This is a genomic window from Pseudomonas sp. WS 5410, from assembly GCF_012985645.1.
GTDB classification, from domain to species: domain Bacteria; phylum Pseudomonadota; class Gammaproteobacteria; order Pseudomonadales; family Pseudomonadaceae; genus Aquipseudomonas; species Aquipseudomonas shahriarae.
Genome location: NZ_JAAQWS010000006.1, coordinates 80,897 through 104,188 on the forward strand (window position 1 = coordinate 80,897; position 23,292 = coordinate 104,188).

The following is a 23,292-nucleotide window of genomic DNA, read 5'->3' on the forward strand; positions in this document are numbered from 1 at the left end:
AGAGCAGGATGAAATTCAGTGAACAATGGCTGCGTGGCTGGGTAAGCCCGCAGGTAAATCGCGATGAGCTGGTTGCTCGTCTGTCGATGGCCGGTCTTGAGGTCGATAGCGTTACGCCGGCCGCCGGTGTTTTCAGCGGTGTAGTGGTGGGCGAGGTGCTCAGCACCGAGCAGCACCCGGACGCCGACAAGTTGCGTGTGTGCCAGGTCAGCAACGGCGCTGAAACCTTCCAGGTTGTGTGCGGTGCGCCAAACGTGCGCCCGGGCCTGAAAATCCCGTTCGCGATGATCGGTGCCGAACTGCCTGGTGACTTCAAGATCAAGAAAGCCAAGCTGCGTGGCGTCGAGTCCAACGGCATGTTGTGCTCCCAGGCGGAGTTGCAGGTGGGCGAAGGCAATGATGGCTTGATGGAGCTGCCGGCCGATGCGCCCGTGGGCCAGGACATCCGTGCCTACCTCGACCTGGAAGACGCCAGCATCGAAGTCGACCTGACTCCGAACCGTGGCGACTGCCTGTCCCTGGCCGGTCTGGCCCGTGAAGTCGGTGCGCTGTACGGCGTGCCTGTCACACGTCCAGTAGTGACCGCGGTCCCGGCAGTCCACGACGAAGTGCGTTCCATCGAAGTGCTGGCGCCAAGCGCGTGCCCGCGCTACCTGGGCCGTGTCATTCGCAATGTCGACCTGTCCCGGCCGACCCCGCTGTGGATGGTTGAGCGCCTGCGTCGCGCCGACGTGCGCAGCATCGATGCCGCCGTCGACATCACCAACTATGTGATGCTGGAGCTGGGTCAACCGCTGCACGCCTTCGATCTGGCCGAGATCAACGGCGGGATTCGCGTGCGCATGGCCGAGGAAGGCGAAAAGCTGGTCTTGCTCGATGGCCAGGAAGTCACCCTGCGTAGCGATACCTTGGTGATTGCTGACCACTCCCGCGCCCTGGCCATTGCCGGTGTGATGGGGGGTGAGCACAGTGGCGTGTCGGCGACGACCCGTGACGTGTTCCTTGAAAGCGCGTTCTTCGACCAGATCGCTGTGGCAGGCAAGGCCCGTTCCTACGGCCTGCACACCGATGCCTCGCACCGCTACGAGCGTGGCGTGGACTGGCAACTGGCCCGTGAAGCCATGGAGCGTGCCACCGGCCTGCTGCTGGAAATCACCGGCGGTGAAGCTGGCCCGATTACCGAGACTGTCAACGAGCAGTACTTGCCGTCGATTGCACCGGTAACGCTGCGCGCCCAGCGCGTCGAGCAGATGCTCGGCCTGGTGATCGAAGAAGCGCAAATCGTCAGTCTGCTGACCGGCCTCGGCCTGGGCATTAGCGCTGATGGGGCAGGGCAGTGGCGCGTAGAAGTGCCGAGCCATCGCTTCGATATCAGCCTTGAAGTCGACCTGATCGAAGAACTGGCCCGCCTGTACGGCTACAACCGTCTGCCGGTTCGTTACCCGCAAGCGCGCCTGGCCCCACAGCCCAAGACCGAAGCCCGTGCGCACCTGCCGGAGCTGCGTCGTCTGCTGGTCGCCCGCGGTTATCAGGAAGCGGTGACCTACAGCTTCATTGATCCCAAGCAGTTCGAACTGTTCAGCCCGGGTGTCGAGCCGCTGTTGCTGGCCAATCCGATCTCCAACGACATGGCGGCTATGCGTTCGTCCCTGTGGCCAGGCCTGGTGAAAGCACTTTCCCATAACCTGAACCGTCAGCAGGATCGCGTGCGCATGTTCGAAAGCGGCCTGCGCTTTGTCGGCCAATTGGACGGCTTGAAGCAGGAGCCGATGCTGGCCGGTGTGGTCTGCGGCAGCCGTCTGCCTGAGGGTTGGGCCCAGGGGCGCGATCCGGTGGACTTCTTCGACGTCAAGGCTGACGTGGAAGCGGTGCTGGGCTTTGCCGGCGCGCTGGATGCCTTCGCATTTGTTCCGGGCAGCCACCCGGCATTGCATCCAGGCCAGACTGCGCGCATCGAGCGTGAAGGCCGCCTGGTCGGTTTCGTTGGCGCTATCCACCCTGAACTGTCGAAAACCCTCGGTCTTGACCGTCCGGTGTTCGTCTTCGAGTTGGTGTTGGCTGAAGTCGCTGCGGGCAAGATGCCTAAATTCAGCGAGCTGTCGCGTTTCCCGGAAGTGCGTCGTGACCTCGCTCTGGTGGCGGATCGTGATGTGGCGGCCAGTGCCGTGCTGGAAGTAATCCGAGAAAATGCAGGCGAATGGCTGACGGACCTCAGGCTATTTGACGTCTATCAGGGTAAAGGCATTGATCCGCATAGAAAAAGCCTTGCAGTTGGCTTGACCTGGCAGCATCCATCGCGCACTCTTAATGACGATGAGGTGAATACCACGACGCAAAATATCCTCACCTCGCTCGAACAAAGGTTGAACGCCACGTTAAGGAAGTGACGTATGGGGGCTTTGACGAAAGCTGAGATGGCGGAACGTCTGTACGAAGAGTTGGGTCTGAACAAGCGCGAGGCCAAGGAATTGGTCGAGCTGTTTTTTGAAGAAATCAGGCACGCTCTGGAAGACAACGAACAGGTCAAATTGTCCGGTTTCGGCAATTTTGACCTGCGGGACAAACGCCAGCGGCCTGGCCGCAATCCAAAAACGGGAGAAGAAATCCCGATCACGGCTCGCCGTGTGGTCACCTTTCGTCCAGGGCAGAAGTTGAAGGCCCGAGTTGAGGCTTATGCTGGAACCAAGTCATAACGACGAGCTACCCGTCATCCCAGGCAAACGCTACTTCACCATTGGTGAAGTCAGCGAGCTATGTGCGGTAAAACCGCACGTGCTGCGCTATTGGGAGCAGGAGTTTCCTCAACTCAACCCCGTCAAACGCACCGGGAACCGTCGGTATTATCAGCGTCAGGATGTGCTGATGATCCGACAGATCCGCGCGTTACTGTACGACCAGGGGTTCACCATCAGCGGCGCACGCCAGCGTATGTCCGGTGATGAAGCCAAAGACGACACCACCCAATACAAGCAATTGATCCGCCAGATGATCTCCGAACTGGAAGATGTACTGGTGGTTTTGAAAAAGTGAAACAAGCCTTTAAAATACTTCCACATTTCAAATGCTTGCGGTATATTCCTGATCGCTTCGTTACGAAGCGAACCCAGTTTCACGCCTAGTCGGGGCGTAGCGCAGTCCGGTAGCGCACTAGCATGGGGTGCTAGGGGTCGAGTGTTCGAATCACTCCGTCCCGACCATATTTTTCAGTGACTTAGCCGAACTCTAGCCAGTTCGGCTTTTTTACGCGTAGGGACTTTTGCGGGGGATCATCCCAATTTCCTCCTCAATATGGTCAGCGCTGGCCCACGAGAGTCAGTTGCCGACACTTTGTTTGCAGCCTCAATCAGATGCTGCAGCTCCGGGGTAGAATAGTGGCTCGTAATGCTGCCGTTCTTATGCCCCAACAACGCTTTCCGATCTTCCTCTGTCACACTCGCTGCACGTAGCCTTCTGCCAAAGGTGTGCTTCAAGTCGTGAATCCTGATCGACCTGAATCCGGGGTGTGCTGGCGACTGATGGGCCTTCTCCCACTTGTCTGCTGCGCGCACCCTGGCTTTCTTCCAGGCCGTATCGTTCATCCTGTGAATCGCAGTTGGCCCGAACTGATCTGGATGCCCATACGGGAATACTAGATCTCGGTGTAAGCCTCGCTGACCATCGATGATGGACATCGCCACCCTGTTCAGGATCACTAGACGCTCGTCGCCGTTTTTCACACCCGACTTCTCACTTCGCCCGCCGAACCCGGCAGGTATCAGAAACACGCTGGTGTTCAGGTCCGGCACCCGTATTTCCCAATCCCACCGCAACTTGCACACTTCCTGCTCCCTGCACCCAGTGTTGACCTTGTACAGCGCCATTCTCAACAGATGGTCGGGCAGCTCCGGAAACAGCAGGGCCTGCTCGTCCCATGACATTGGGTACGGCTTGCGGCTCGACTTTGTTTCCTCAAGCATCGATATCATCGGCACGCTTTCCAGCCACGGCCGCTTTTCTGCATCGCGCCACTTGCGGTGGCATAAGTTCAAGATCCTGACGACTCGTTGCAGGGCAATGTTGACCGTCCTGTTCGATACGCCCGGCTTGACCCTTCCCTTTTCCGTCTTGGTCGGCTTCTGCCTGGCACGGACGAAGGGGGCCAAGGCCCCGTCATCGATGTGCGTGATCGGCAGATCGCCGATATACGGGTCAAGTTGCTCGATATGGGAGGCCGACAGACCAATTGATGCCTGGTCCTTGAACTCCACCAGGAACTTGGTGGCAGCCTCGCGCCAGGTTCGCACCTGGCGCACGCCGTAAATCTTTTCCTGCCGCATTTTTTCCAGCCGATGAATCAAGTACTGCTCGGCTTCTTCCCTCTCGCTTGCTCCAGTGCTTTCTTGAAGTCGGCTACCTCGGACGACTTTGTCGATGTGCCAAATCCCGTTCCTCTGGTAGAGGCCCGACATTGTTTTTCGCGCCATGGTTTTGCTCCTGGGCGCCCACTGCGGGGCGGATTGTTGTCCTGATTGGCTTGCTTTTCAATTGCCATGGACTCGATGTAGGCGTCTGCCCATGCGTCCAGTTCATGGCGGTCGAAGCCAACGCCCTGTTTTCCAATGGGGAATTCGCGGACGTAGGGGCGGACGGTGGTCTTGAATTCTTCTCGGCACATGCCGAGGTAAGCCGGGGCGTGCATCGCCCGGATGAAGCGGGGCGCGGTCTCTAAGACCGGCGCTAACTTTGTGTTGGCCATAGGAATGCCTCGCCACGCCGTTGCCGGGTGGATTGATTGGGTTGGGGTCCTTGCCGCTATAGCGGAAGGCGGTGAGTTAATAAAAAGTGAGGAAGAGGGCCGAGAATTAAGTTTTTCTGGGCGGGGTTAGGATTTTCTGGGTGGGCGGGGGCTCGCCGGTGCTGCTCATAACGCCAACTGCCGTGGCTGTTCCTGTTCATGCTCAATGCGCGCTCGAGCAATAGCTGCGTACTGCAGATCGATCTCGCACCCAATGAACTGAAACCCTTCGCGTATGGCAGCCTTGCCTGTGCTTCCGCTGCCCATGAACGGATCCAGCACTACGCCGCCTGCAGGCGTAACCAGGCGACACAGGTAGGCCATCAAGTCAGTCGGCTTGACGGTTGGGTGGTTGTTTCCCTTCGTGTCGGTTGTCTGGACTTTGCGCAGGGTGGTGCCCATCTTGAACTGAGGCCCGGGGTTGCTAAGCCCTTCATGCCTGTCTGTGCGGCTGGTCTTGGCGCAGTAGAAGAAGCGTGCAGCGCTGCCACTGTCGCCGTGAAAGGCGCCCGCGACTCGCTCGCGCATGCCGGAGTACTTCACGGAGCCGCTGAAACCGTTGGAGGTGGGCTCGGTTCCAAGCACCGGCGCACTCGCTCCGGCTTCGGCGGGAAACATGGCCACCACTTCCTGGCTGCCGTCATGAATCAGGTTCGCTGGCCAGCGGCCTGATGCAGCTGCCCCGCCCCCAGCGCGAATGTTGGTCGCACCTTGCTGTTCGATCGATCGAGTACCAGCCGCGCCACGGTCGCCCGAACAGTTGCGGGCGTATGCCTCGTCGGTCACACCGATGCGGCAACCGTCGATGTTCAGCGCCCCGGTGCCCCACCGTGCAACGTTGGTCGCCACGGTCCCACTGAACGGCTTGCGCGCCACACAGATTGGTTCATGTGCAGGTTTCAACGCGGTGCCCCATCCCTGGCGTGCGCCCTTTAGGTTGTGCGACTTGGGGAAGCCGCTCCCGAACACCCACATAATCTGGTCGCGGATCTCAAACCCGGCCATCTCAATGCCCACCGCCATGTGGTGGTAAGTGCGGGCTGCTGCGAAAGAAAGCAGGTGACCGCCAGGCTTGAGAACGCGCAGGCATTCGGTGGCCCACTCCAGCGTGAACGACTGAAACGCCTTCATACCACCAGGTGTTAAGTCGTACTTTCCGGCCTCGGCGGCCATCGACCGATGTCCGCCAGTGGCTCCGCAAGCCTGATCGGCCGACGGCATGCTGTCGCGGTAGGCCGCGCGGGACTCGATGTCCTGGCCATCCCAGCTTTTGCCCATGAAACGTATGCCGTAGGGAGGATCGGTCACGACGCTGTCAACAGAGTTGTCGGGCATATGCCGCATAAGCTCGATGCAGTCGCCGATAAGGATGGTGTGATGGTTCATCCCGCCTCCTTCAACAAGTCGATAACGATCTTCACGCCGCTGGCCACGCTGGCCGGCTGCTGCACTGCGTATCGGGTCAGATCGGCGATGGCCTTGGTCCGCACCGGCTCGCGCCGTATGGATGACCCAAGGGCTTGCACGAAGTCGAGGGCCCACCGCTTGCCCGCCACCTCCATGACGCGGTTGATTGGGCCGGTGATGACCAAGTCGGGCAACGGCTCGTTGGCCAGGACGGGTGGGAGAAGCTTGGAAGCGCGCGCAGGCGCCTGGCGGGCGCGGTCAAGCGCCTGCTGTGCAAGTGAGTTCATCTGATTGCCTCGGCGGCTGGCGTGATTCGTTGATATGGGGTATCAGGGGTTACCGGCATGGGGCCGGATAAAGGAGAGTTGAGTGAGCGCAGAAGAAATTTTTTCTTTCGCTAACGAGATGACTGATTCAGTTATGTGCCTACGTGCTGGGGGGCATCACTTACAGGCGGCAATGCTGACCTACGTTGCTATCGAGCAAATGGCCTGGTTGTCAGTGGAACCGTTGAGGTCTGGTCCTGCGGACTTTCAGGACTGGGTCAACAAATACATGCAGCCTCATGCGCAATTACCATGCACTGCACGCGAAATCTGGGAAGCGAGAAATGGCCTTTTACACATGGGCACTGCAGAGTCTTATGCCAACCGTGATAGCAGCGAAATCAGGCTTGTCTGCTACGTCTACGGCAACACTCCAGAGCTGGCGAACAAATCAAAAGGCATCGTGTTCGTTCGGGTCGAAGACCTTGTGACGAGCTACCTAACAGGAGTCATGTGGTTTCTAACTGATTTGCAAGCCAACCCAGTAAAATTGGAAATTGCCAAAGGGAAGCTTGCTCGCATGCTCACTCAGCGCCCGCTACCGCCTGCTAATTAGCGACTCGCAAACAATTGGTCAGGGTTCGAGGCTGCTGCACGGGATAGGGCGGCATACTGGTTTTGTAGGCCGCTCCAATCCTAGATCCTTAAGCCACCTGAGCAGGCGGGTTCATGGCGAAGTAGATGCGGGCGCATGCCTCAGTGTCTGGCCGCGCGCGGTGGCCACCGACCAGTTCTTCGCCAGTGAAGTGCAACAGGGCCTCGGCAACCGATGGCTGTTTGAACTGACGCCCACGGCCGGCGGCGATCATGCGTGCGGTCGGGGGGCATTTGACGATGCTGGTTGCGGCCTGGCAGGTGCAGTACTTCGGCCCGGCCTTGAATTCGTCAGCCGTGGCTTCGTCCATGAAACGCTTCAAGCCGATGCGCAAGATGCGGTCATCGAACGAGACGTTGTGAGCAACGCGCAGGCCGGCTTGGGCCATGATGCTCATGAAACCGGCGACCGCTTCACGCTCTGGAATGCCGTGTTCTAGGGCCATTTCGGTGGTGATGCCATGTATCACCGCCACCTCGTTCGGGATTACCCAGCCATCAGGGCGGACCATCGCTTCGAACGAGTCCACCAGCACACCTTCAGGGGTGTACAGCAGGGCGCAGATGTCGACGATGTGGGGCTGATCAGGGTGATCACTGGGCGACTTGAACAGTGGAAGGCCAGTGGTTTCGGTATCGAAGAAGCAAATCAACTCGGACATAGGTTTTCTCCAGGCACAAGAAAGGCGCCCGTAGGCGCCTGGTGGTATTGCAGGGATGGGTTTAGGTAACGTCTGCCAGGGTGGCGATGACCTTGAAGCTGTGATCAAACGCTGATTCGCCCTCGGTTTCGATTTCAAGCACCTTGTCATCGAGCAGGCGCAGCAGCAGGGTAGCTGTCTTGTCGCTATCGATGGCCAGGCGGCTCTGGACCCAATGCCCCTTGAACGCCTTGCTGTTGGACTTGAGCACGATCAGTTGCTTGGCATCGTCGTAGGTGAACTCGCCGAACTCTTTATCCAGATTGGCGCCGGTGTCGCCAGCACCGCCGGTGCGCTCGGCCAGTTCAGCGGCACTGCCCAGCGGGTGTTGGCCGTCGGGCTCGTCTGGTCCTGTCGCCCGGTGCTCGAACAGGCTGCCGGTCAGGTCACTGACGTGCAGCGGCAAGTCCGGTTGGTCGCGCTCAGCCTTGATGCCGTCCAAACCCTCGGCGTAATCGTTCGGCGCCAGCACCAGCAGACACAAGCGGCCGGCCACATCAATGAGGCCATGACGGTTTGGGTCTTGGGCATCAATCGCCGCGGTGACCGTAATCGCCTTGGCCTTGAACTTCGCGTCAACGATGGTCACCGGGATGGTGTCGACGTTGCGGGAGCTGATAATGCTGATCGCGTTGTAAACCGATTTCTGGGCCGCTTCCGTCACGCGGTCGATAACTTCCTGCTGCTGGCCTTCGTTCAGGCTGTGAAACGGCGCACGCACATTGCGGAATTCAAACAGCGCGGCCTGCACCAGGTCGTGCACCAGCAACTCATGCGCAATCATGGACGGCTCATATCCGCCAATCTTTGCGCGCTCGATAATTGCATTGTGTTCAGCTTTCATGGGCATTCCTCAGTGCTTGGCGATGCGCTCAAGCTTCGATTGTTGAGCCGGGCTCAGATTGGTGTGGGCGCCGTAACGCTTGAAGCTGGCGCGGATGTTCTCGACGAATTCCAGTTCCCATTCCCCGCTGGCGTGTAGCTCAGCGGAGGCCAGGATCCCGGCGAACTCCTCGACACTGTCGTAGGTGTCGAGGATGGATTGGGCAGCCATGATCAGGCTGCGGCCAGGTTGGCCTGGACCGCCTGGATATGGTTGACCAGGGCGGTACAGATGAGCGAGAAGTCGCATTCGCGGTACAGCGTTGCCCCGCGCTCACGGGCAGCAGGTTCAAACCCAAGCGAACTCATGAAGCTGGCAGACACGACGAAGCCGAGGCGGTCGCTAAGGTCGCCCAGCTTGAAGTGTCGGCCATCGTCCGTTGGCTGCTGAACTACTGCAGCCGTCTTGATCGGCGTGGCAGCCACCGGCGCCGGCTCTTCGGTGACTTTCACCGGCTGCTCAACAACTGGCTCAGCGACCTGCTGTTGCTGTTGGGCTGCCAGTTGCTGTGCCTTTTCCTCTTCCAGCCGCTTGAGCTCGGCCTGCTGCTGCTCGTGCTCGTTGATCCGAACCTTGATCAGCGCCACCAGGTCATCGTTGGCCTTCATGACCAACTCTTGAGCATCCGCGAACAAGAATTTATGGTCGATAGCCAGCTCGTTAAGGCTTTTCAAGTTCACCCGAATCAGGTCAGCAATGCGACTGGCCTCGATCTTGGCCCGTGCCAGTTCGGCGTCGGCAGCCTCTTTCAGGCTAGCGATAGTGCGCTTGCCTTTGATTACGCCGGCAAAGTCCGCTATCACCTTCGGCATGCGGATCCGGCCACCCAACGTTTCGTTGATCTGGTCGATGTGCGCCTGCAAGGCCTTCGCCGCCTCGATCACGATGTCGCTGCGGATGCTGTCCTTGCGCGTGTCGATGCTCTTTTTCAGATTGAGTCGAACACGCTTGGCCTCTGCCGTAATGTCGTCAATCGCCTTGAAGAGCACGTCAATGCTTTCCGTCTGGCTCAGGGCGTGTTCTTTCGCAGCCTTGAGCTTGTCCTCGACCTCGCTGCACCATTTGACCGTTGTTTCAGCGTTGGCGAAGTCCTGGTCAGTGGCCAGATCGGTGTTTATCTCGCTGAAAACGGACATCGCGTGGGCCTTGAAGGCGTCCAGGTTGCTGGCGGTCACCATGCCGGTGACCTCGATGCGCAGCGCCGGCAGCTGATCAGGGGCGGCGCCGATCACCTCGACCTTGGCTTCCTGCGGGACGAATTCACCCAGGTCTTGTTCGAACTGTGCCCAACCCGCAATCAGTTCTTCACGGCGTCCCGGTACCGGGCTGTATTCCATGCTGACGTACTTATTGCGCGTGCCATCCGAACAGACGAACAGCACGCGTTCGGCACCGCTCACCAGCAGTTGCTGCTCAAGCTGCCAGTAGTAGTGCGGCGCCAGCTCGCCGGCGCGGATCTGCGTGGCGACCTTCTCGTTCCACAACTTGTGTTCGAACAGGACGTCACCCAGCATCGTGGCGCCGTCCATCGAGGCCAGCAGGTTGCCGCTGGTGCCGACGATTGGGTACAGCTCTTCGCCGATGTCTTCCTCGGCCAGGGGGCGCGCCATTTCCTCGGTGGCGTGGCCACGGTCGAACGCGGCCTGTTGCTGCGGCGTGACGTCCGGAACAATGCCGGTCTTTTTCATCGCCAGCAGATCGTTGCGGGTCTGGAACTTCGAAGCGCCCATCATTGCGGGCGCCTCCGAGGCAGTGAAGTGGGATGCGCGGAGGGCCAGCCATTCCGGCGTGCCCTGCTGGACGTTATGCACTTTCATTGGTGGCTTCTCCTTCGATTGGGGCCAGGGAGCGAACGCGTTCTTCCTGCTCCTGGGTGACGGCGTATTTGCTGGTGATGTTGGAAAGGATGTGGTCTGGGGTGGCGCGGCCGGCGGCGATCAGCCCACGCCACTTTTCCGCGTTCTCGTCGAGCTTGCTGTCGGGGTAAGCCGGCAGCACCTTGGGCTCTTCGGTTTTGCGGGGCAGGGACTGGTTGAGCTCGCGCTCGGTCGGGATGTCCTGGACCTCTTCGGCCATCGGCATGCCGCGCAGCACGTCAGGGAACACGTCACGCAAGGCAAACGAGCGGGCGCGCATCTGGCGCATACGCTTCGGGTACTGGGCCCAGGGGCCTTGCTTGCCTTTGAGGCCGGCCTGCTGGGCGTCGGTCATGCTGAACGTGCGGGCCTGTTCCTCTTCGCCGACACGCTTCACCCGGCAGGTTGCTGTCTCGCCGTCGTCGGTCTCGTACACGTACTCACACAGCGGCGAGCTGCGGACCAGGGCAATGACCGCGTCACCCCAAAGCGATGGGCGCCCGTTGATGACCGCAATGCTTTGCATGGCCTGCATGGGCTGCAGGCCCAGCTCCATGCCCCACTGCACGGCCACCAGGATGTTGGCGGGCTTTTTCTGAAAGTCCTTCGGGACAATGTCGGAGGCTGCGAGGAAGTCGGCGAACCTCAACGCATCATCGAGGTTTTGCGGCGCCAGGCTGAACGTGGGCTTGATGGTTAATTCGGACACAAGAGTTTCCTTGCCGCGACGTGCGCAACATTGAGGGGTGTGAAGGGGGAAGGGTTTAGGCGATTGCTTTGGCGATGGCCGACTGGATCAGGGCCCAGGCGTGCTCGGGGATCTTGCCGTCATCGTTTTCGAGGTTTTGCAGTGCCGCCAGAAGATCCGGCGCCGCGATAATCAGCGCCATATTGCATTCCGATATCGACTCGGCGATCAGATGTCCGCCGTAGGACTCGACAGCATCACTGCCGTTAATGCCGCCCTGGATGGGTGTGCTGGCGATGATGGATGCGCCCCATTTGCCTGAGCGCCACGGCCCTGGTGTGTGCTTGCTCATGGTGTTTACCTATTGAGTGATCAGGCCGCCGATGGCGGGGCCCAAGAGAACGATGGTGAGGAAGGTCAGGCCAACGATGGCCGAGGTCCAGCGGATGGCGCGCCGCCGGTCACGCTGGCGGGCTGTCATGTAAACCTCGCAACCAACATGCCCCGACGAATCTCGATGCGCAGCGGGCGGGGTAGATCGGCGACCAGAAAAAAGCCCTGCTTGTGCAGGGCGTCTCTGAGTTCGTTAACGGTTCGGCAGATGATCGTCATGCATCCCGTCCTTGCCGGCGCTCGTAAACACGGTGCAGGCGTTCGGTGTAGTAGGCGTCCTCGGTGGCGTCGATCACGCCGAGGGTGCGAAAGATAAGCAGGGCGGTGTTGGCCGAAGCCTTGACCGCGACGGCGCTGCATTCGGGATCGATCACGCGAGCGATGTACCCTTCAAGCATGCCGACGGCCAGTTCGTGATTGGCTGCGGCCAGTTCGTGTTGGCTGCTCATGCTGCCCACCGTTGCCGGCGCTGGCAGGCGTCAATCTCGACCCACAGCGCCAGCGCGATCTGCGGCCCGTACTGGTGAGCCAGCACCGGCAGTTGGTAGTCCGGCACATCCATCCGCACGCCGTCTTCGTCGTAGCAGATGCCCGACACCAGTTTGAATTCCAGTTCACGTTCGCCCTGGGCGTCCCAGTCGCTGTTCCAGCTGCCAGGGCAGGGCGGTTCATTCAAGCAATGGGTCACCTCCACCTGGAGGACAAACCCCTCAACAACTATTTCGTGTTCCATGGTGCCTCCGGTGGAGTCATCGGTTTCAGTGACTGCGGATGATTTCGGCGCGGGACCGGTGGGCGTTTTCGCCAACGTAGGTGGCCACGGCCTTGATGGCTGTTACTGCGACCTCGCTGCCATGCGTTGCCGCCAGCGCCATGCCCGCCATGCTGATCAGCTTGACCGTGACGTTGTGCACGTCGTCCAGATCGCGCGGTTTGCAGGCGTTGATATAGGCCTCAACCAGCTTTTTGCACATTTGCTCTGCTGTCTCTTGGGTAACCATTGGTTTTGCTCCGGTTGTTTTCCCAATGCACCCGTCGCCAGGTGCATCAGTGAAAATTTCCGTTGTCTTGCACGCCGACGTACCGAGGTCTATACGGCGCATCAGGGTGGGAGTCGCCCACGCCCAATGCGTCAAAGCCTTTCCCGGTCGACGCTTTGTTGCGGCTGGTTGTTAAAGAGCTGTTCGCGTATTGCTGCGATGCTCAAATTATTGCCGCAGGAATTTGTTTTGGTCAATGCCTGCGGAAATAATTTTTCTTGCGGGCATAAAAAAACCCGCGAATGCGGGCTTGAACTGACCGGTGGAGGGGGGGGAGGGGTTAGCGCGTCAGCCAGTTGAGGGCGGACCAGATCGCGGCAAGCAGGGAGCCGAACAAAAAGCTAGACCATATCCAGACCATAACAGTCATGGGAACCCGGCCCCAAAAAAAACCTATCGCCCTGGCTGAGTCAACTCCATTCCAGCGAAGTCGCCGTGTCATCATAAGAAGTTTTCCAAACAAGAAAACAAACATGACGAATAAAGCAAGACTGTAGCTATATAGGAAAACTTCCTTGTATTCCATTATGTTTCACCTGAAATGTTAGTTCGTTCCGTTTGATTGCTTGCTATTTCTTGTTGCTCGTACTTTGCATCAATATTTACTAGCAGATAATTTAATAGGACAAGATCTTGCTCAGTTAGATGTCCGTCAATTTCCGCTGAAGCTATTGAATAGAACAGCCGATAGATACGTGCCAGCCTACTTTCATTAGGAGCGCCGTGAACAGCATGGTTACGAGCGCTCCTCACCACTGCGCGCCGCTTAGCTTGGCCGTCTTCCTCACAGCTCTCGAAAAAGCGATTTAGCTCCAGGAACGTTATCTGTGTCCGCCCGTCACCCTGAGGCATAGAGTCGAATATTGCTTCATGAGCCCTACCGTTTCTTTCGGCTTGCTTTCTTTCTAATATTTCATATTTCTCTTTAATTTCTTTGGCAAGGCGGTGGCTGTATCTTTCTATCGGGATGCCAAATAAGTTCTTTATTTTTAGTGCGAAATCAAAATTTAGCGCCGTCCTGCCATTCAGATAGTTGCTGAACGACCCTTGATTCATGCCGAGAAACTCTCCGGCCTGCTCCTGGGTAATTCGTTCATTTTTGGGGCGGGCGCGGTTCCATTCCGCGATAGCCTCTTTCAAGGCCGCACACTCACTGCGCTCCCAATCTTCAAGTACACGTTTTTTCTGGTTCATCGCCGCAGACTATTCCCGCAGGGCATGCCCGGCAAATTCCGCAGGCATTGACATTAATAATTCCGCAGGAAATACTTCCGTGGTCATTCACACGAGGTGTCACCATGGAACGTATCCCGTTGGCCGATTTTTGCGAGGTTCATGGCCAAACCACCGCGGCTAAAAAGCTCAACATCACTCAGGGCGCCCTAAGCAAGGCTTTGCGGATTGGTCGCAAGGTCGATGTTATCGCCCATTGCGACGGATCCTTTTCAGCCGAAGAAATCAAACCATTCCCATCGCAGTCTCAGGGCAGTCGCGACATAGAGGTCGCCTGACCATGTCTACGAGCCCATTAAGCCAAGAGCAGACCGCAAGGGCCCGCAGGAACTACGTCGTTCTCATGCAGGCGCTTGCATCTGTCGGCAATGCGCCGGTGGCGCTTGCAGTCGGTTGCGATGAAGCAACGATCAGTCGGATGAAGCCGGAGAAGTTTGAGCAGTTCTGCCAGATCCTGGCGGTGCTCGATCTGAAAGTTGTGCCCAAGGCTATGCAGTGCTTCGACAAGCGGGACATTGAGACCCTTCTGCACCAGGCAAAGCGGTACATGGATCTGATCCAGAACGTCGACCAGTTGCAGGAGGAATAGCCGTGGATTGGCTCAGGCTCTGGCACGACATGCCCAATGATCCCAAGTGGAGGACGATTGCCCGCGTATCTGGACGCCCTATATCTGAGGTGATGGCCATCTATTGCCATTTGCTCGTGATGGCTTCCTCAAACCCTGATCGTGGTCACGTCGACGGCATCACATGTCACGACATGTCACGCGAAAACGTGACAAACGTGACATCTGTGACATGTCACGAAATCAATTTTGTAGAGGGCATTTCCACTGCTCTAGACGTTGACATTCAGCATATCGAATCTGTTTTGACTGCCATGCAGGGGCGCGTGCTAGACGGAGATCTTGTATCAGGTTGGGAGTCGCGCCAGCCAAAGCGCGAGGACGCCGGAACCAATGAATACGGGCCAAAATCGGCGAGACAGCGGAAGCGTGATGAGCGGGAGCGCAAGAAGCAACAGGCTGAAAATGACGGTTGTCACGATGCGTCACGCAGTGTCACGCAAAGTCACGACAGATTAGATAAGAGAAGAGAAGATCAAAAGCTACACACACATACCGCGCAGTCGAAATTCTCGCTTCACGACGCCTGGGAACCCGACCCAACCACGTTCACCGCCGTCCTGTTCCGCAATGGCATGGCAAACCAAACCTTCGAAGCCGACCAGCTTCTTGAATTCCGCTCGTACTGGATCAGCAGACCCGACGACCTGAAAACCCAGGCCCAGTGGGAGCACGCGCTCGCCCAGCAACTGAAACGCCAAGTCCGCACCCAGCAAGCCAACGGGGGAATACCCAATGAAACCGGTAGACGAACTGCTCCAAGCCGCACGCGCAACGCTCACGACATCCTCACAGACCCCGACTGGTGAGCTGACCGCCGAGAACGTCACCCCGTTGGACCAGGGCGCACGCAGTGCAGTACGCCGAGTGTTCACCACGCTGAAAATCTCGTTCCCGGCTTGGTACGAAAAGCACTATGGCGACAAGCGCGCAGAAACCCTGGCCCGCCGCGTGTGGATGTTGGCCATCCAAGAACTGGGCGACGAAGCCGTAGACCGTGGCCTGCAGCGCATGGTGCTGGAATGCAAGTTCCCACCATCGCCAAGCGACTTCATGGAGCTGTGCAAGCGTGTTGATGACCTGCCGTGCATCCAGCAAGCCTGGGACGAAGCACTGCGCGGAAGCTACACGCACAAGGCCGTCAAGGTTGCTGCCGAAGCCACCAGCACGTTCGACCTGCGAGCAGCGAACCACAGCGACAAGCCGTTGTTCCAGCGCTTCGAACGCAACTACGCCATCGTCATGCGCCGCGCACAGACAGGCCAGCCGCTGGAAGGGCGAATCGCCAAGGGCCTGAGCCACGACAGCATGCGACCACGTGAGCAGGTCCAGCTGGAGTACTCCCGCCAACAGGCTGATCGGATCGTCGACGTTCTCGATATCCCCAAAGACCCCAAAGCCTGCCGCGCCATGCTGCTGGCACAGCTCAAGATTCGGAGAGATGACCATGCGTGATCACACAGAGCAGCTCGAAAGCATCCACGCACTTGAGCAACAGTGCGAAAACCTTGGCCGCCAGGTTGACGCCTGCATCGCCGAGGGCAAAAGGCAATTGTCGGTAGCGGAGCGACTCCAGGAACAGCGCCGCGGGTTGCGGAGCAAGATCGAGGCATTGCTCGGAACGCCAGCAAATGACTGACCTCAAACCGGTTTCGTTCTTCGTGCCAGGTGAGGCCATCGGCAAAGGCCGGCCACGTGTATCCACCATTGGTGGGCATGCACGCATGTTCACGCCGAAGAAAACCGCCAACTACGAAACCCTGATTGCCATGGCAGCACAGCAGGCCATGAACGGCCGTGAGCTGATCGCAGGCCCCGTGATGATGGAACTGGCCATTCGTGTGGCCGTCGCCGCGTCCTGGTCCAAGAAGAAGTCCGCTGCCGCGCTCGCCGGCGACGTCATGCCAACCAAGAAGCCCGACGCCGACAACGTGCTGAAAGCGATCTGCGACGGCATCAACGGCATCGTGTTCAAGGATGACGTCCAGGTGGTCAACGTCTCGCTGAGCAAGCGGTTCAGCGCAACGCCAGGCGTAACCGTGCGAGTTGTGCCACTGGTGGGGGAGAGCTCATGAAGCCTTTGCTCAAGTGGTCCTGCCGCGAGCTTAACGACGGCTGGGTGATGATCGGCGTAGACGTGGACCTGTCCGCACCAGGTGAGCCCGAAATGCTGATGGGGCTACGAAGAGCGGTACATCCGTTCCAGTTCGACGAGGCTGCCAATCCGGTTATAGCGTTTGCGGCGGTTATATCCGAAATGGATTTTTTGATTCGCAGAGGGTGTGGGGTGAGTGCGACAACCCACTCTGCCTCGCGCGCGCACGCGTTTGGAGGTGCCCAATGAACGCCATCCAGCCCAAGACCTTTGTCGAGTGCATGGCTGCCCGCGCTGAGGCTGCGCGAATCGCTGAGCCGTACATTGCCCAGGGTGTCGCCATCCTGAGTACGTACATGCCGACCATGGAGGTATCGAATCTGGACGGCCACGTGCTGATCAAGACCAGCTACCCGCCAGAGGTGCAGGCCGCGCTGGACCGTATCGAGGCCCTTTGCAAGGACGCCGTGGGCCGCTACTTGCGCCGCGAGGGCTTCACCCTGTCGGATCAGGAGCCCTAGCCATGCGAGCCCAGGCCCACCCCGATCAGCTCGCACTGTGCTTCACGCAGGCAGCAGACACCGTTGCGGATGCTCGCCACGGGCAGGTGGTCGCTCGTTTGTCGATACCTCTGCGCGAGAAGCCGCGCCCAACACCCCAGGCCGAGCGCCGGGTTGATTGGTTCAAGGTCATCACGCAGCTGTCCCGTGCTGGGCAATCCCCGCACATGGTTTCAGATTCAATCAGCGTCCCACGCTCCACCCTGATTGGATGGAAGCAAGGCGCTGAGCCGCGTTATACCGAAGGTGAGCGCCTGGTAACCCTCTGGTGCCAGGTCATGCGCCGGGATCGCTCCAAACTGCCCATGGTCGCCGTCGGCGACTGGTGGGCTTATCACTCCAAGGCTTGAGGGAATACCGATGAACTACGAAGACGAACGCCGCGCCATTGAACTGACGGACGCCGCAGGGCGAGCCCTTAACAACGGGATGCCTGAGCTGGCCGAGCAGCTGAGCAAGCAGGCCAAAAATCTGTTCCGCGCCGGTGATGAAGCGTCATCGAGCAGCATATCCGTGACCGTAGCAGCTGAAATTAACCCTTCCCAGGTTGCGTTTGATGCCTGGGCGAAGGGGCAGGGCCTGAACGTTGAGCAGCACCGTGGCGAGTACGTGTCGAGCGGCACTCGAGAGCGCTGGTGGTGCTGGCAGGCAGCTTGCGAGACGCAGTCGGCAATTCAGGCCTAGCCGAAATAGTCGGGATTCCGACACCTGACCCCGACGACTCTTACGGTCATCGCAGCCCAGCCACTCGCGCTGGGCTTTTTTTTGCCGTGGAGAAGTAACCTTGAACGCATCCCAAGACGTGGCCATCGAGGCAACCAAAGCGGCACCGCCCATCATCGTGTCAGGCTCAATGCTGTTTGGCATGACGCCTGCCGAGTGGGTCACAGCGCTGACTGTGCTGTACCTGGTGTTGCAGATTGGGTTGCTGGTGCCACGCTACTGGGCGCAGTTCCGTGACTGGGTTCGTCCGAATGGGTCGGAAGGCTGATGGGCGTTCGCCAGCGTGTTGCCGTGGGCCTGCTGACAATGAGTCTGGCGGGCTTTGGCGCATGGAAGGCCAGCGAGGGTTTCACGCCTGTCGCTGTTATCCCCACCAAGGGCGACGTTCCCACCATCGGCCACGGCTCCACTCGCTACGAGGACGGGTCGACAGTCCGCATGGGCGACACCATCACCCCGCAACGCGCCGAAGTCCTGGCCCGCAACCTGAACAGCCAGGCCGAGAAGCAATTCGCCGCGTCCCTCCCGGGCGTGAAGCTGTATCAGGACGAGTTCGATATCTACATGGACTTCATTGGCCAGTACGGCATTGGCACCTGGCGCGCCGGATCCCCGCGTCGTGACCTGCTGGCCGGCAACTACGCCCAGGCCTGCCACGACCTGCTCAAGTACCGCTATGCCGCTGGCTTCGACTGCTCCACACCGGGCAACAAGCGGTGCGCGGGCGTCTGGGCTCGCCAGCTTGAACGCCATGCCAAGTGCATGGCTGCGCAGTAATTCCCCAACCCGAGGCAACACCCATGACTCAACACTACGTCGGCACCAAGATCGTTATGGCCTGGTCCCAGGACAAGGACGGCCAACCCGGCTACACCGTCAAGTACAGCGACGGTTACACCAGCTGGTGCCCCAAGGCTCAGTTCGAAGAAGCCAACGTCGCTATCGGTCACGTCGGGCATCTGCCGCCGCACCAGCAGCGCGTGATTGCCGAGCGTGAACAGCTGGCCGACCGCATCGAGAAGCTGGAAGCGTTCCTGCACACCGATCTGTACGCCAGCCTGCCCGACGACGAGCAGCAGCTGCTCAAGATGCAGGCCGATGCGATGGTGCTGTACCTCGGCATCATCAACACCCGCACTTCGAAGTTCGCCTGACCATGGGCGCCGTGGCTCGCTATCTCGTTGCAGGGCTTGCCATGGCGCTGGTGCTGGCGCTCTGGCGTCTGGATCACATCAGCACACGCCTCGACACCGAAAAGGCGCGTGCCGACCTGCTGCAAGAGCAGGCGGTGGCATACGACCAAGCCCTGACCGTCCGCGATTCCATCGACACCCAGTATCTGGAGGCCCTGAGCAATGCTGAGCAATCGAAGCCGATTCTTGTTGGTGACCTCAATGCTGGCGTTAAGCGCGTGTACGTCCGTGCCGCCTGTGTGCCAGCCAATCCCCAGTCCGCCGGCGGCGCTGATGCAGCCGCCCCCGAACTTGCAGCAGATGCTCGACAGGATTATGCCGACCTCGTCGCAGCCCACGCCAAAGTCACCGCCCAGGTGATCGGCCTGCAGGACTACGCACGCACCTGCAAGCGCACCACCTCGAAATAGTCGGGAACCCGACAGCCTGCCCACCTGATCCTTGGCCCTCAATCAGTTGATTCCCCATCAGCAAGAGGGCAACACCCATGCCAGTAGCAAGCCTGCGCAATGTCTCCCACGACGACCTCAAAACCGCTATTCAGGTCACTGACGCCATGTCGCGCCTGATCACCGCCTTCCCGGGCTCGAACAATGCCGAGGTACAGGCATCTGTGAACACCCTGCTGGTGGACATGGCGGCCTACGTCAAGGAGCTGATCAAAACCGAACTGCCGCCAGCAGAAGAGCCATTGATCTAACAACCCCATCGCCCGGCCACTCGCCTGGCTTTGCGCATCAGGAGAAGGCACATGCCAGCCCCAGAACTTACCCCGCAGACCCCAGGCGATCCGCTCGCCAATGCCATCAGCACCGCCACGGCCAGCACCGGCAATCCGGATGCCAACGAGCAGGCCACCGCCAACGCCCAGGCGCCAGCTGTGAAGGACTTCACCGCCAAGCATAACGGTGGTGGTCGTTGGATCGTGATCGACGCCAACGCCCCGCAGGTGGACGGCAAAGACGTGAAGATCGGCGACTTCACCGGCACCAAGGACGAAGCCCTGGCCGAGGTTACACGCCTGTTCGAAGGCGGCGAGCCCCTGGTGCTGGACCCCAAGCGCGAGAACGAGTCGAAGCCAGCCGCCATCGCCACGGCCAGCACCGGCACCATCGACGCAACCACGCTCAAACAGGCGGTCATGACGCCCGAGGGCTGGTTGTGCCCCGAGCCTGTAGCCAAGGGGTAACGACATGGGAAGCAAGAAGCAGAAGGCTCCGGCCGTTGTTGCTCCGCCCGATCCAGCCATCGAGGCCCAAAAGGCAGCGGACGCCGCGGCCGTGAAGGCCAACGAAGAGACCGCCACGCGCAAGAAGCGCAAGGCCGAGAGCAGCCTGCTCACGTCCGGCGCCGCTGGCACTGGCAGTGTCCTATCCCAAGGCAAGAGCACCCTCGGATCATGAATGCATCCCAGATCGCCAAAACGTTGAGCACCTTGAAGTCGCTGCGCTCGCCGCATGAGTCGGTCTGGCGCGATTGCTTCGACCACAGCTACCCGATTCGGGGTAGTGGCTTTTGCACTGAGCAGATCACGGCCATGGAGGCGCAGATGCGCAAGGCCAGGATGATCGATGGCACCACCACGGACGCAGCGCGGATTCTGTCGTCCGGGATCATGTCGGGCCTGACCCCGGCCAACTCGCTCTGGTTCGGCATGGACGTTGGCCAGGAAAGCGAAGATGAACGCCGGTGGCTGGACGACTCTGCCGACATCCTGTGGCAGAACATCCACGCATCCAACTTCGACGCGGCCGCCTTTGAGGGGCTTATCGACGTTGTTTGCGCTGGCTGGTTTGCCCTGTACATCGATCAGGACATGGAGAAGGGCGGCTTCACCTTCGACCTGTGGCCCATCGCGAGCGTGTACGCGTCGGCCTCCAAGGCAGGGGGCAAGATCGACACCGTGTATCGCGAGTACAAGCTCACCGCCGAGCAGGCCGTAAACGAGTTCGGCGAAGAGAACCTGAGCGATGCCACCCGCAAGCTGGCCAAGGACAAGCCGCAGGAAATGGTGCGGTTCGTTCATGCCATCTACCCACGCACCACGCACATGGTCGGCGCAAGGCTGGCCAAGAACATGCCCATTGCCTCGTGCAAGGTCGAGGTCGAGGCGCAACGCCTTGTCAGCGAGTCGGGTTATCACGAAATGCCGGTGGTCGTGCCGCGCTGGATGATGATCCCGGACAGCGTGTATGCCGTGGGCCCGGTGTTCGATGCGCTGCCGGACTCTCGCACCCTGAACGAACTGTGCCGGATGGACCTGGCAGCCGGCGACCTGGCCATCGCTGGCATGTGGATTGCCGAGGATGACGGCGTATTGAATCCGCGCACGGTCAAGGTAGGCCCGCGCAAGATCATCGTGGCCAACTCGGTTGACAGCATGAAGCCCCTACAAAGCGGCTCCAACTTCCAATACGCCGAAACCAAGATTGCGCGTTTGCAGGGCTCTATCCGCAAGATCCTGATGGCCGACCAGCTCCAGGCCCAGGACGGCCCGGCGATGACTGCCACCGAGGTGCACGTGCGGGTGAACCTGATTCGCCAGCTGTTGGGCCCAGTGTATGGCCGACTGCAAACCGAGTACCTGCAGCCCATGATTGAGCGGTGTTTCGGCATTGCCTATCGCGCCGGCATTCTGGGCCAGGCCCCGGAATCGTTGGCCGGCCGCAACTTCACCGTGCGCTACCTGTCGCCCCTGGCCCGCTCCCAGAAGCTGGAAGAGGTCACGGCGATCGACACCTACGTCGGCGGTGCAATGGCGATCAAAGCGGCTGATCCGACCTCGGACATCATGGACAACATCGACATGGACGAGGCCCAGCGCTTCAAGGGCGAAGCCTTGGGCGTGCCTTCCGCAGTTATCCGCAGCACCGCAGCCAGGGACAAGCTGCGTGCAGACCGTGCCCAGGCCCAGCAGGAAGCCCAGGAACAGGCGCAACAGCAAATGCTGCAGCAACAGGCCGGTGAAGCCGCAATGAAACAACAGGGGAACGCTGCATGAGCATGACACCGGAACAGATCGACGCGATGTTCAAGCGCGTATTCGAGGATCACCACGAGGGCGCCATGTGCTTCGAACTGCTGATTCAGCGCTTTGCCAAGAACGCCTGCACCGTTGGCGGCATTGACGCCATCCTCACCACCTACAAGCAAGCCGGGGCCCGCGAGGTCCTGGATCACGTCGCACTCCGCATCAACCGCGCCAACGGCGTGCAAGAAGATCCTAACGACCAAGAGGAACCACAATGAACATGTTTACCCATGGCCGTCTTGGCCACTTCTACATGGCCGAGGCAGGCGAGGGCGGTGATCCGTCCACGGGGGCTGCACCAGCCCCTGCACCAGCCCCTGCTGCCGCAGGTTCTGTGCTGGCCGCCGGAGCCGAGACCACCGACTACATCCCGGAAAAGTACCGCGTCAACAAGGAAGACGGCTCGCTCGACCTGGACCAATCCAGCCGCAAGCTGGCCGAGTCCTACAAGCACCTCGAAACCCGCCTGGGTTCCGGTGACGTTCCGCCCAAGACTGCCGATGAATACACGGTCAAGCTGGAAGGGGTCGAGGGCTTCGACTGGAACGAGTTCAAGGCCGACCCTGATACGCAGTCGTTCTTGAAGGGCGCGCACGCCAAGGGCCTGACCAATGACCAGGTCGAGTACGTCATTGGCGAGTACATGAAAGCGGCCCCAAATCTCGTTGGCGGCGCTGCCGTGCTTGACCGTGACGAATGCATTGCAACCCTCAAGGACGCCTGGGGCGGCGAACAGGCAATGGCTGGCAACCTTCGTTCCTCTTACCGGGCCGCCGAGGCTTTTGCCAGCGAGCCAGGCAAGCCGGGCAATCTGGAAGTTCTCATGAATAAGTATGGGAAGGACCCTGACTTCATTGCATTCGCCGCCAACATCGGCAAGGAGCTCAAGGAAGACAGCGCCATCAACGGCGGTGCCCAGGTCAGTGAGGCTGATTTCCCCATCAAGACCGCTGAATTGCGTCAGCAGTTGCAGGACCTGCCTGCGCACGATCCGAAGCGCCCAGGCATCCAGGCGCAGCTGGACGATATGTACAACAAGCGATACGGCAAGACTCAGTCCCGTCTGTAACCCCCCCCTTGCTTCAAATAGTCGGGAAACCGACACCCCCCATGCACAAACATCGCAGGCATCCCAGCAATGGGCCGGCCTGCGATGGCACGCAGATA

General features: G+C 59.7%; 38 protein-coding genes and 1 tRNA gene. 25 read left to right on the plus strand and 14 right to left on the minus strand.

The window, feature by feature from the left end:
- Window positions 1–8 precede the first annotated feature (8 nt).
- From pheT to HBO24_RS11150, 4 genes are all read left to right on the plus strand, one after another.
- The gene (gene pheT, locus HBO24_RS11135) at window positions 9–2,387 is read left to right on the plus strand and encodes a phenylalanine--tRNA ligase subunit beta (RefSeq protein WP_115128621.1); all 2,379 of its coding nucleotides are present in this window, start codon (window positions 9–11) and stop codon (window positions 2,385–2,387) included.
- Window positions 2,388–2,390: 3 nt separating this feature from the next.
- On the plus strand, window positions 2,391–2,693 hold the full coding sequence (gene ihfA / locus HBO24_RS11140) for an integration host factor subunit alpha (protein WP_002553164.1): 303 nt from the start codon (window positions 2,391–2,393) through the stop codon (window positions 2,691–2,693).
- Window positions 2,674–3,030, plus strand: coding sequence for a MerR family transcriptional regulator (locus tag HBO24_RS11145; RefSeq protein ID WP_003174972.1), 357 nt, complete (start codon window positions 2,674–2,676; stop codon window positions 3,028–3,030). The genes ihfA and HBO24_RS11145 overlap by 20 nt, the downstream gene beginning before the upstream one ends.
- Before the next feature lie 90 nt (window positions 3,031–3,120).
- Window positions 3,121–3,197, plus strand: a tRNA-Pro gene (locus HBO24_RS11150).
- A 69-nt stretch (window positions 3,198–3,266) separates the two neighbouring features.
- On the opposite strand, the gene HBO24_RS11155 is transcribed toward HBO24_RS11150, so the two are convergent.
- From HBO24_RS11155 to HBO24_RS11165, 3 genes are all read right to left on the minus strand, one after another.
- Window positions 3,267–4,463 (minus strand): tyrosine-type recombinase/integrase, encoded by a 1,197-nt coding sequence (locus HBO24_RS11155; protein ID WP_170059688.1) that lies wholly within the window; start codon window positions 4,461–4,463, stop codon window positions 3,267–3,269.
- Window positions 4,464–4,900: 437 nt separating this feature from the next.
- A complete protein-coding gene (locus tag HBO24_RS11160; RefSeq protein WP_170059689.1) occupies window positions 4,901–6,160 on the minus strand; it encodes a DNA methyltransferase in 1,260 nt (419 codons plus the stop codon).
- Window positions 6,157–6,468 carry a hypothetical protein gene (locus HBO24_RS11165; protein WP_262381515.1) on the minus strand — a complete coding sequence of 104 codons (312 nt, stop codon included), beginning with the start codon at window positions 6,466–6,468 and terminating at the stop codon, window positions 6,157–6,159. Before HBO24_RS11165 ends, HBO24_RS11160 begins: the two co-directional genes overlap by 4 nt.
- Before the next feature lie 82 nt (window positions 6,469–6,550).
- Here HBO24_RS11165 and HBO24_RS11170 point away from each other — a divergent pair, with 82 nt between their 5' ends.
- Window positions 6,551–7,063, plus strand: a complete 513-nt coding sequence (locus HBO24_RS11170; RefSeq protein ID WP_170059690.1) for a hypothetical protein — start codon at window positions 6,551–6,553, stop codon at window positions 7,061–7,063.
- An 88-nt stretch (window positions 7,064–7,151) separates the two neighbouring features.
- On the opposite strand, the gene HBO24_RS11175 is transcribed toward HBO24_RS11170, so the two are convergent.
- From HBO24_RS11175 to HBO24_RS11220, 11 genes are all read right to left on the minus strand, one after another.
- Entirely contained in the window at window positions 7,152–7,763 is a 612-nt protein-coding gene (locus tag HBO24_RS11175) for a 3'-5' exonuclease (protein WP_170059691.1), read from the minus strand.
- Between the two features lie 61 nt (window positions 7,764–7,824).
- Window positions 7,825–8,646, minus strand: coding sequence for a DNA translocase FtsK (locus HBO24_RS11180; RefSeq protein WP_170059692.1), 822 nt, complete (start codon window positions 8,644–8,646; stop codon window positions 7,825–7,827).
- A 9-nt stretch (window positions 8,647–8,655) separates the two neighbouring features.
- The gene (locus tag HBO24_RS11185; RefSeq protein ID WP_170059693.1) at window positions 8,656–8,856 is read right to left on the minus strand and encodes a hypothetical protein; all 201 of its coding nucleotides are present in this window, start codon (window positions 8,854–8,856) and stop codon (window positions 8,656–8,658) included.
- Window positions 8,857–8,858: 2 nt separating this feature from the next.
- On the minus strand, window positions 8,859–10,502 hold the full coding sequence (locus tag HBO24_RS11190; RefSeq protein WP_170059694.1) for a YqaJ viral recombinase family protein: 1,644 nt from the start codon (window positions 10,500–10,502) through the stop codon (window positions 8,859–8,861).
- Complete coding sequence (locus tag HBO24_RS11195; protein WP_170059695.1) at window positions 10,489–11,250, minus strand: recombinase RecT; 762 nt, start codon at window positions 11,248–11,250, stop codon at window positions 10,489–10,491. Before HBO24_RS11195 ends, HBO24_RS11190 begins: the two co-directional genes overlap by 14 nt.
- A 55-nt stretch (window positions 11,251–11,305) precedes the next feature.
- Window positions 11,306–11,581 (minus strand): hypothetical protein, encoded by a 276-nt coding sequence (locus HBO24_RS11200; RefSeq protein ID WP_170059696.1) that lies wholly within the window; start codon window positions 11,579–11,581, stop codon window positions 11,306–11,308.
- A gap of 125 nt (window positions 11,582–11,706) precedes the next feature.
- On the minus strand, window positions 11,707–11,841 hold the full coding sequence (locus HBO24_RS29535) for a hypothetical protein (RefSeq protein WP_262381516.1): 135 nt from the start codon (window positions 11,839–11,841) through the stop codon (window positions 11,707–11,709).
- Window positions 11,838–12,071: a hypothetical protein gene (locus HBO24_RS11205; RefSeq protein WP_170059697.1), complete on the minus strand. Its 234-nt coding sequence runs from the start codon at window positions 12,069–12,071 to the stop codon at window positions 11,838–11,840. The genes HBO24_RS29535 and HBO24_RS11205 overlap by 4 nt, the downstream gene beginning before the upstream one ends.
- Window positions 12,068–12,355, minus strand: coding sequence for a hypothetical protein (locus HBO24_RS11210; RefSeq protein WP_170059698.1), 288 nt, complete (start codon window positions 12,353–12,355; stop codon window positions 12,068–12,070). The genes HBO24_RS11205 and HBO24_RS11210 overlap by 4 nt, the downstream gene beginning before the upstream one ends.
- 25 nt (window positions 12,356–12,380) lie before the next feature.
- On the minus strand, window positions 12,381–12,623 hold the full coding sequence (locus HBO24_RS11215; RefSeq protein ID WP_170059699.1) for a hypothetical protein: 243 nt from the start codon (window positions 12,621–12,623) through the stop codon (window positions 12,381–12,383).
- Window positions 12,624–13,187: 564 nt separating this feature from the next.
- A complete protein-coding gene (locus tag HBO24_RS11220) occupies window positions 13,188–13,856 on the minus strand; it encodes a helix-turn-helix transcriptional regulator (protein WP_170059700.1) in 669 nt (222 codons plus the stop codon).
- 104 nt (window positions 13,857–13,960) lie between these two features.
- Between HBO24_RS11220 and HBO24_RS11225 the strand changes: the two genes are divergently transcribed.
- The 20 genes from HBO24_RS11225 (at window position 13,961) to HBO24_RS11320 (ending at window position 23,194) form a co-directional block, all read left to right on the plus strand.
- Entirely contained in the window at window positions 13,961–14,173 is a 213-nt protein-coding gene (locus HBO24_RS11225) for a Cro/CI family transcriptional regulator (protein ID WP_170059701.1), read from the plus strand.
- Between the two features lie 2 nt (window positions 14,174–14,175).
- Window positions 14,176–14,484 (plus strand): CII family transcriptional regulator, encoded by a 309-nt coding sequence (locus tag HBO24_RS11230; RefSeq protein WP_170059702.1) that lies wholly within the window; start codon window positions 14,176–14,178, stop codon window positions 14,482–14,484.
- Between the two features lie 2 nt (window positions 14,485–14,486).
- Entirely contained in the window at window positions 14,487–15,332 is an 846-nt protein-coding gene (locus tag HBO24_RS11235; protein WP_170059703.1) for a DnaT-like ssDNA-binding domain-containing protein, read from the plus strand.
- Window positions 15,259–15,978, plus strand: a complete 720-nt coding sequence (locus HBO24_RS11240) for a replication protein P (protein ID WP_170059704.1) — start codon at window positions 15,259–15,261, stop codon at window positions 15,976–15,978. The genes HBO24_RS11235 and HBO24_RS11240 overlap by 74 nt, the downstream gene beginning before the upstream one ends.
- The gene (locus HBO24_RS11245; protein WP_170059705.1) at window positions 15,971–16,162 is read left to right on the plus strand and encodes a hypothetical protein; all 192 of its coding nucleotides are present in this window, start codon (window positions 15,971–15,973) and stop codon (window positions 16,160–16,162) included. Before HBO24_RS11240 ends, HBO24_RS11245 begins: the two co-directional genes overlap by 8 nt.
- The gene (locus tag HBO24_RS11250) at window positions 16,155–16,598 is read left to right on the plus strand and encodes a RusA family crossover junction endodeoxyribonuclease (RefSeq protein ID WP_170059706.1); all 444 of its coding nucleotides are present in this window, start codon (window positions 16,155–16,157) and stop codon (window positions 16,596–16,598) included. Before HBO24_RS11245 ends, HBO24_RS11250 begins: the two co-directional genes overlap by 8 nt.
- Window positions 16,595–16,867: a hypothetical protein gene (locus HBO24_RS11255; protein ID WP_170059707.1), complete on the plus strand. Its 273-nt coding sequence runs from the start codon at window positions 16,595–16,597 to the stop codon at window positions 16,865–16,867. The genes HBO24_RS11250 and HBO24_RS11255 overlap by 4 nt, the downstream gene beginning before the upstream one ends.
- Complete coding sequence (locus tag HBO24_RS11260; protein ID WP_170059708.1) at window positions 16,864–17,139, plus strand: hypothetical protein; 276 nt, start codon at window positions 16,864–16,866, stop codon at window positions 17,137–17,139. Before HBO24_RS11255 ends, HBO24_RS11260 begins: the two co-directional genes overlap by 4 nt.
- Before the next feature lie 2 nt (window positions 17,140–17,141).
- On the plus strand, window positions 17,142–17,528 hold the full coding sequence (locus HBO24_RS11265; RefSeq protein WP_170059709.1) for a hypothetical protein: 387 nt from the start codon (window positions 17,142–17,144) through the stop codon (window positions 17,526–17,528).
- Window positions 17,529–17,538: 10 nt separating this feature from the next.
- Window positions 17,539–17,862 (plus strand): hypothetical protein, encoded by a 324-nt coding sequence (locus HBO24_RS11270; RefSeq protein WP_170059710.1) that lies wholly within the window; start codon window positions 17,539–17,541, stop codon window positions 17,860–17,862.
- Window positions 17,863–17,962: 100 nt separating this feature from the next.
- Complete coding sequence (locus tag HBO24_RS11275) at window positions 17,963–18,169, plus strand: hypothetical protein (RefSeq protein WP_170059711.1); 207 nt, start codon at window positions 17,963–17,965, stop codon at window positions 18,167–18,169.
- Entirely contained in the window at window positions 18,169–18,678 is a 510-nt protein-coding gene (locus tag HBO24_RS11280) for a glycoside hydrolase family protein (RefSeq protein WP_170059712.1), read from the plus strand. Before HBO24_RS11275 ends, HBO24_RS11280 begins: the two co-directional genes overlap by 1 nt.
- A gap of 23 nt (window positions 18,679–18,701) precedes the next feature.
- Window positions 18,702–19,055 (plus strand): hypothetical protein, encoded by a 354-nt coding sequence (locus tag HBO24_RS11285; RefSeq protein ID WP_170059713.1) that lies wholly within the window; start codon window positions 18,702–18,704, stop codon window positions 19,053–19,055.
- A 2-nt stretch (window positions 19,056–19,057) separates the two neighbouring features.
- On the plus strand, window positions 19,058–19,504 hold the full coding sequence (locus tag HBO24_RS11290; RefSeq protein ID WP_170059714.1) for a lysis system i-spanin subunit Rz: 447 nt from the start codon (window positions 19,058–19,060) through the stop codon (window positions 19,502–19,504).
- Window positions 19,505–19,581: 77 nt separating this feature from the next.
- Window positions 19,582–19,794, plus strand: a complete 213-nt coding sequence (locus HBO24_RS11295; protein ID WP_170059715.1) for a hypothetical protein — start codon at window positions 19,582–19,584, stop codon at window positions 19,792–19,794.
- A gap of 51 nt (window positions 19,795–19,845) precedes the next feature.
- Window positions 19,846–20,283, plus strand: a complete 438-nt coding sequence (locus HBO24_RS11300; protein WP_170059716.1) for a hypothetical protein — start codon at window positions 19,846–19,848, stop codon at window positions 20,281–20,283.
- A 4-nt stretch (window positions 20,284–20,287) separates the two neighbouring features.
- Complete coding sequence (locus tag HBO24_RS11305) at window positions 20,288–20,497, plus strand: hypothetical protein (protein ID WP_170059717.1); 210 nt, start codon at window positions 20,288–20,290, stop codon at window positions 20,495–20,497.
- Window positions 20,494–22,095: a portal protein gene (locus HBO24_RS11310; protein ID WP_170059718.1), complete on the plus strand. Its 1,602-nt coding sequence runs from the start codon at window positions 20,494–20,496 to the stop codon at window positions 22,093–22,095. The genes HBO24_RS11305 and HBO24_RS11310 overlap by 4 nt, the downstream gene beginning before the upstream one ends.
- A complete protein-coding gene (locus HBO24_RS11315) occupies window positions 22,092–22,343 on the plus strand; it encodes a hypothetical protein (protein WP_222933239.1) in 252 nt (83 codons plus the stop codon). The genes HBO24_RS11310 and HBO24_RS11315 overlap by 4 nt, the downstream gene beginning before the upstream one ends.
- Window positions 22,340–23,194, plus strand: a complete 855-nt coding sequence (locus HBO24_RS11320) for a hypothetical protein (protein WP_170059719.1) — start codon at window positions 22,340–22,342, stop codon at window positions 23,192–23,194. Before HBO24_RS11315 ends, HBO24_RS11320 begins: the two co-directional genes overlap by 4 nt.
- The last annotated feature ends 98 nt before the right edge of the window (window positions 23,195–23,292 follow it).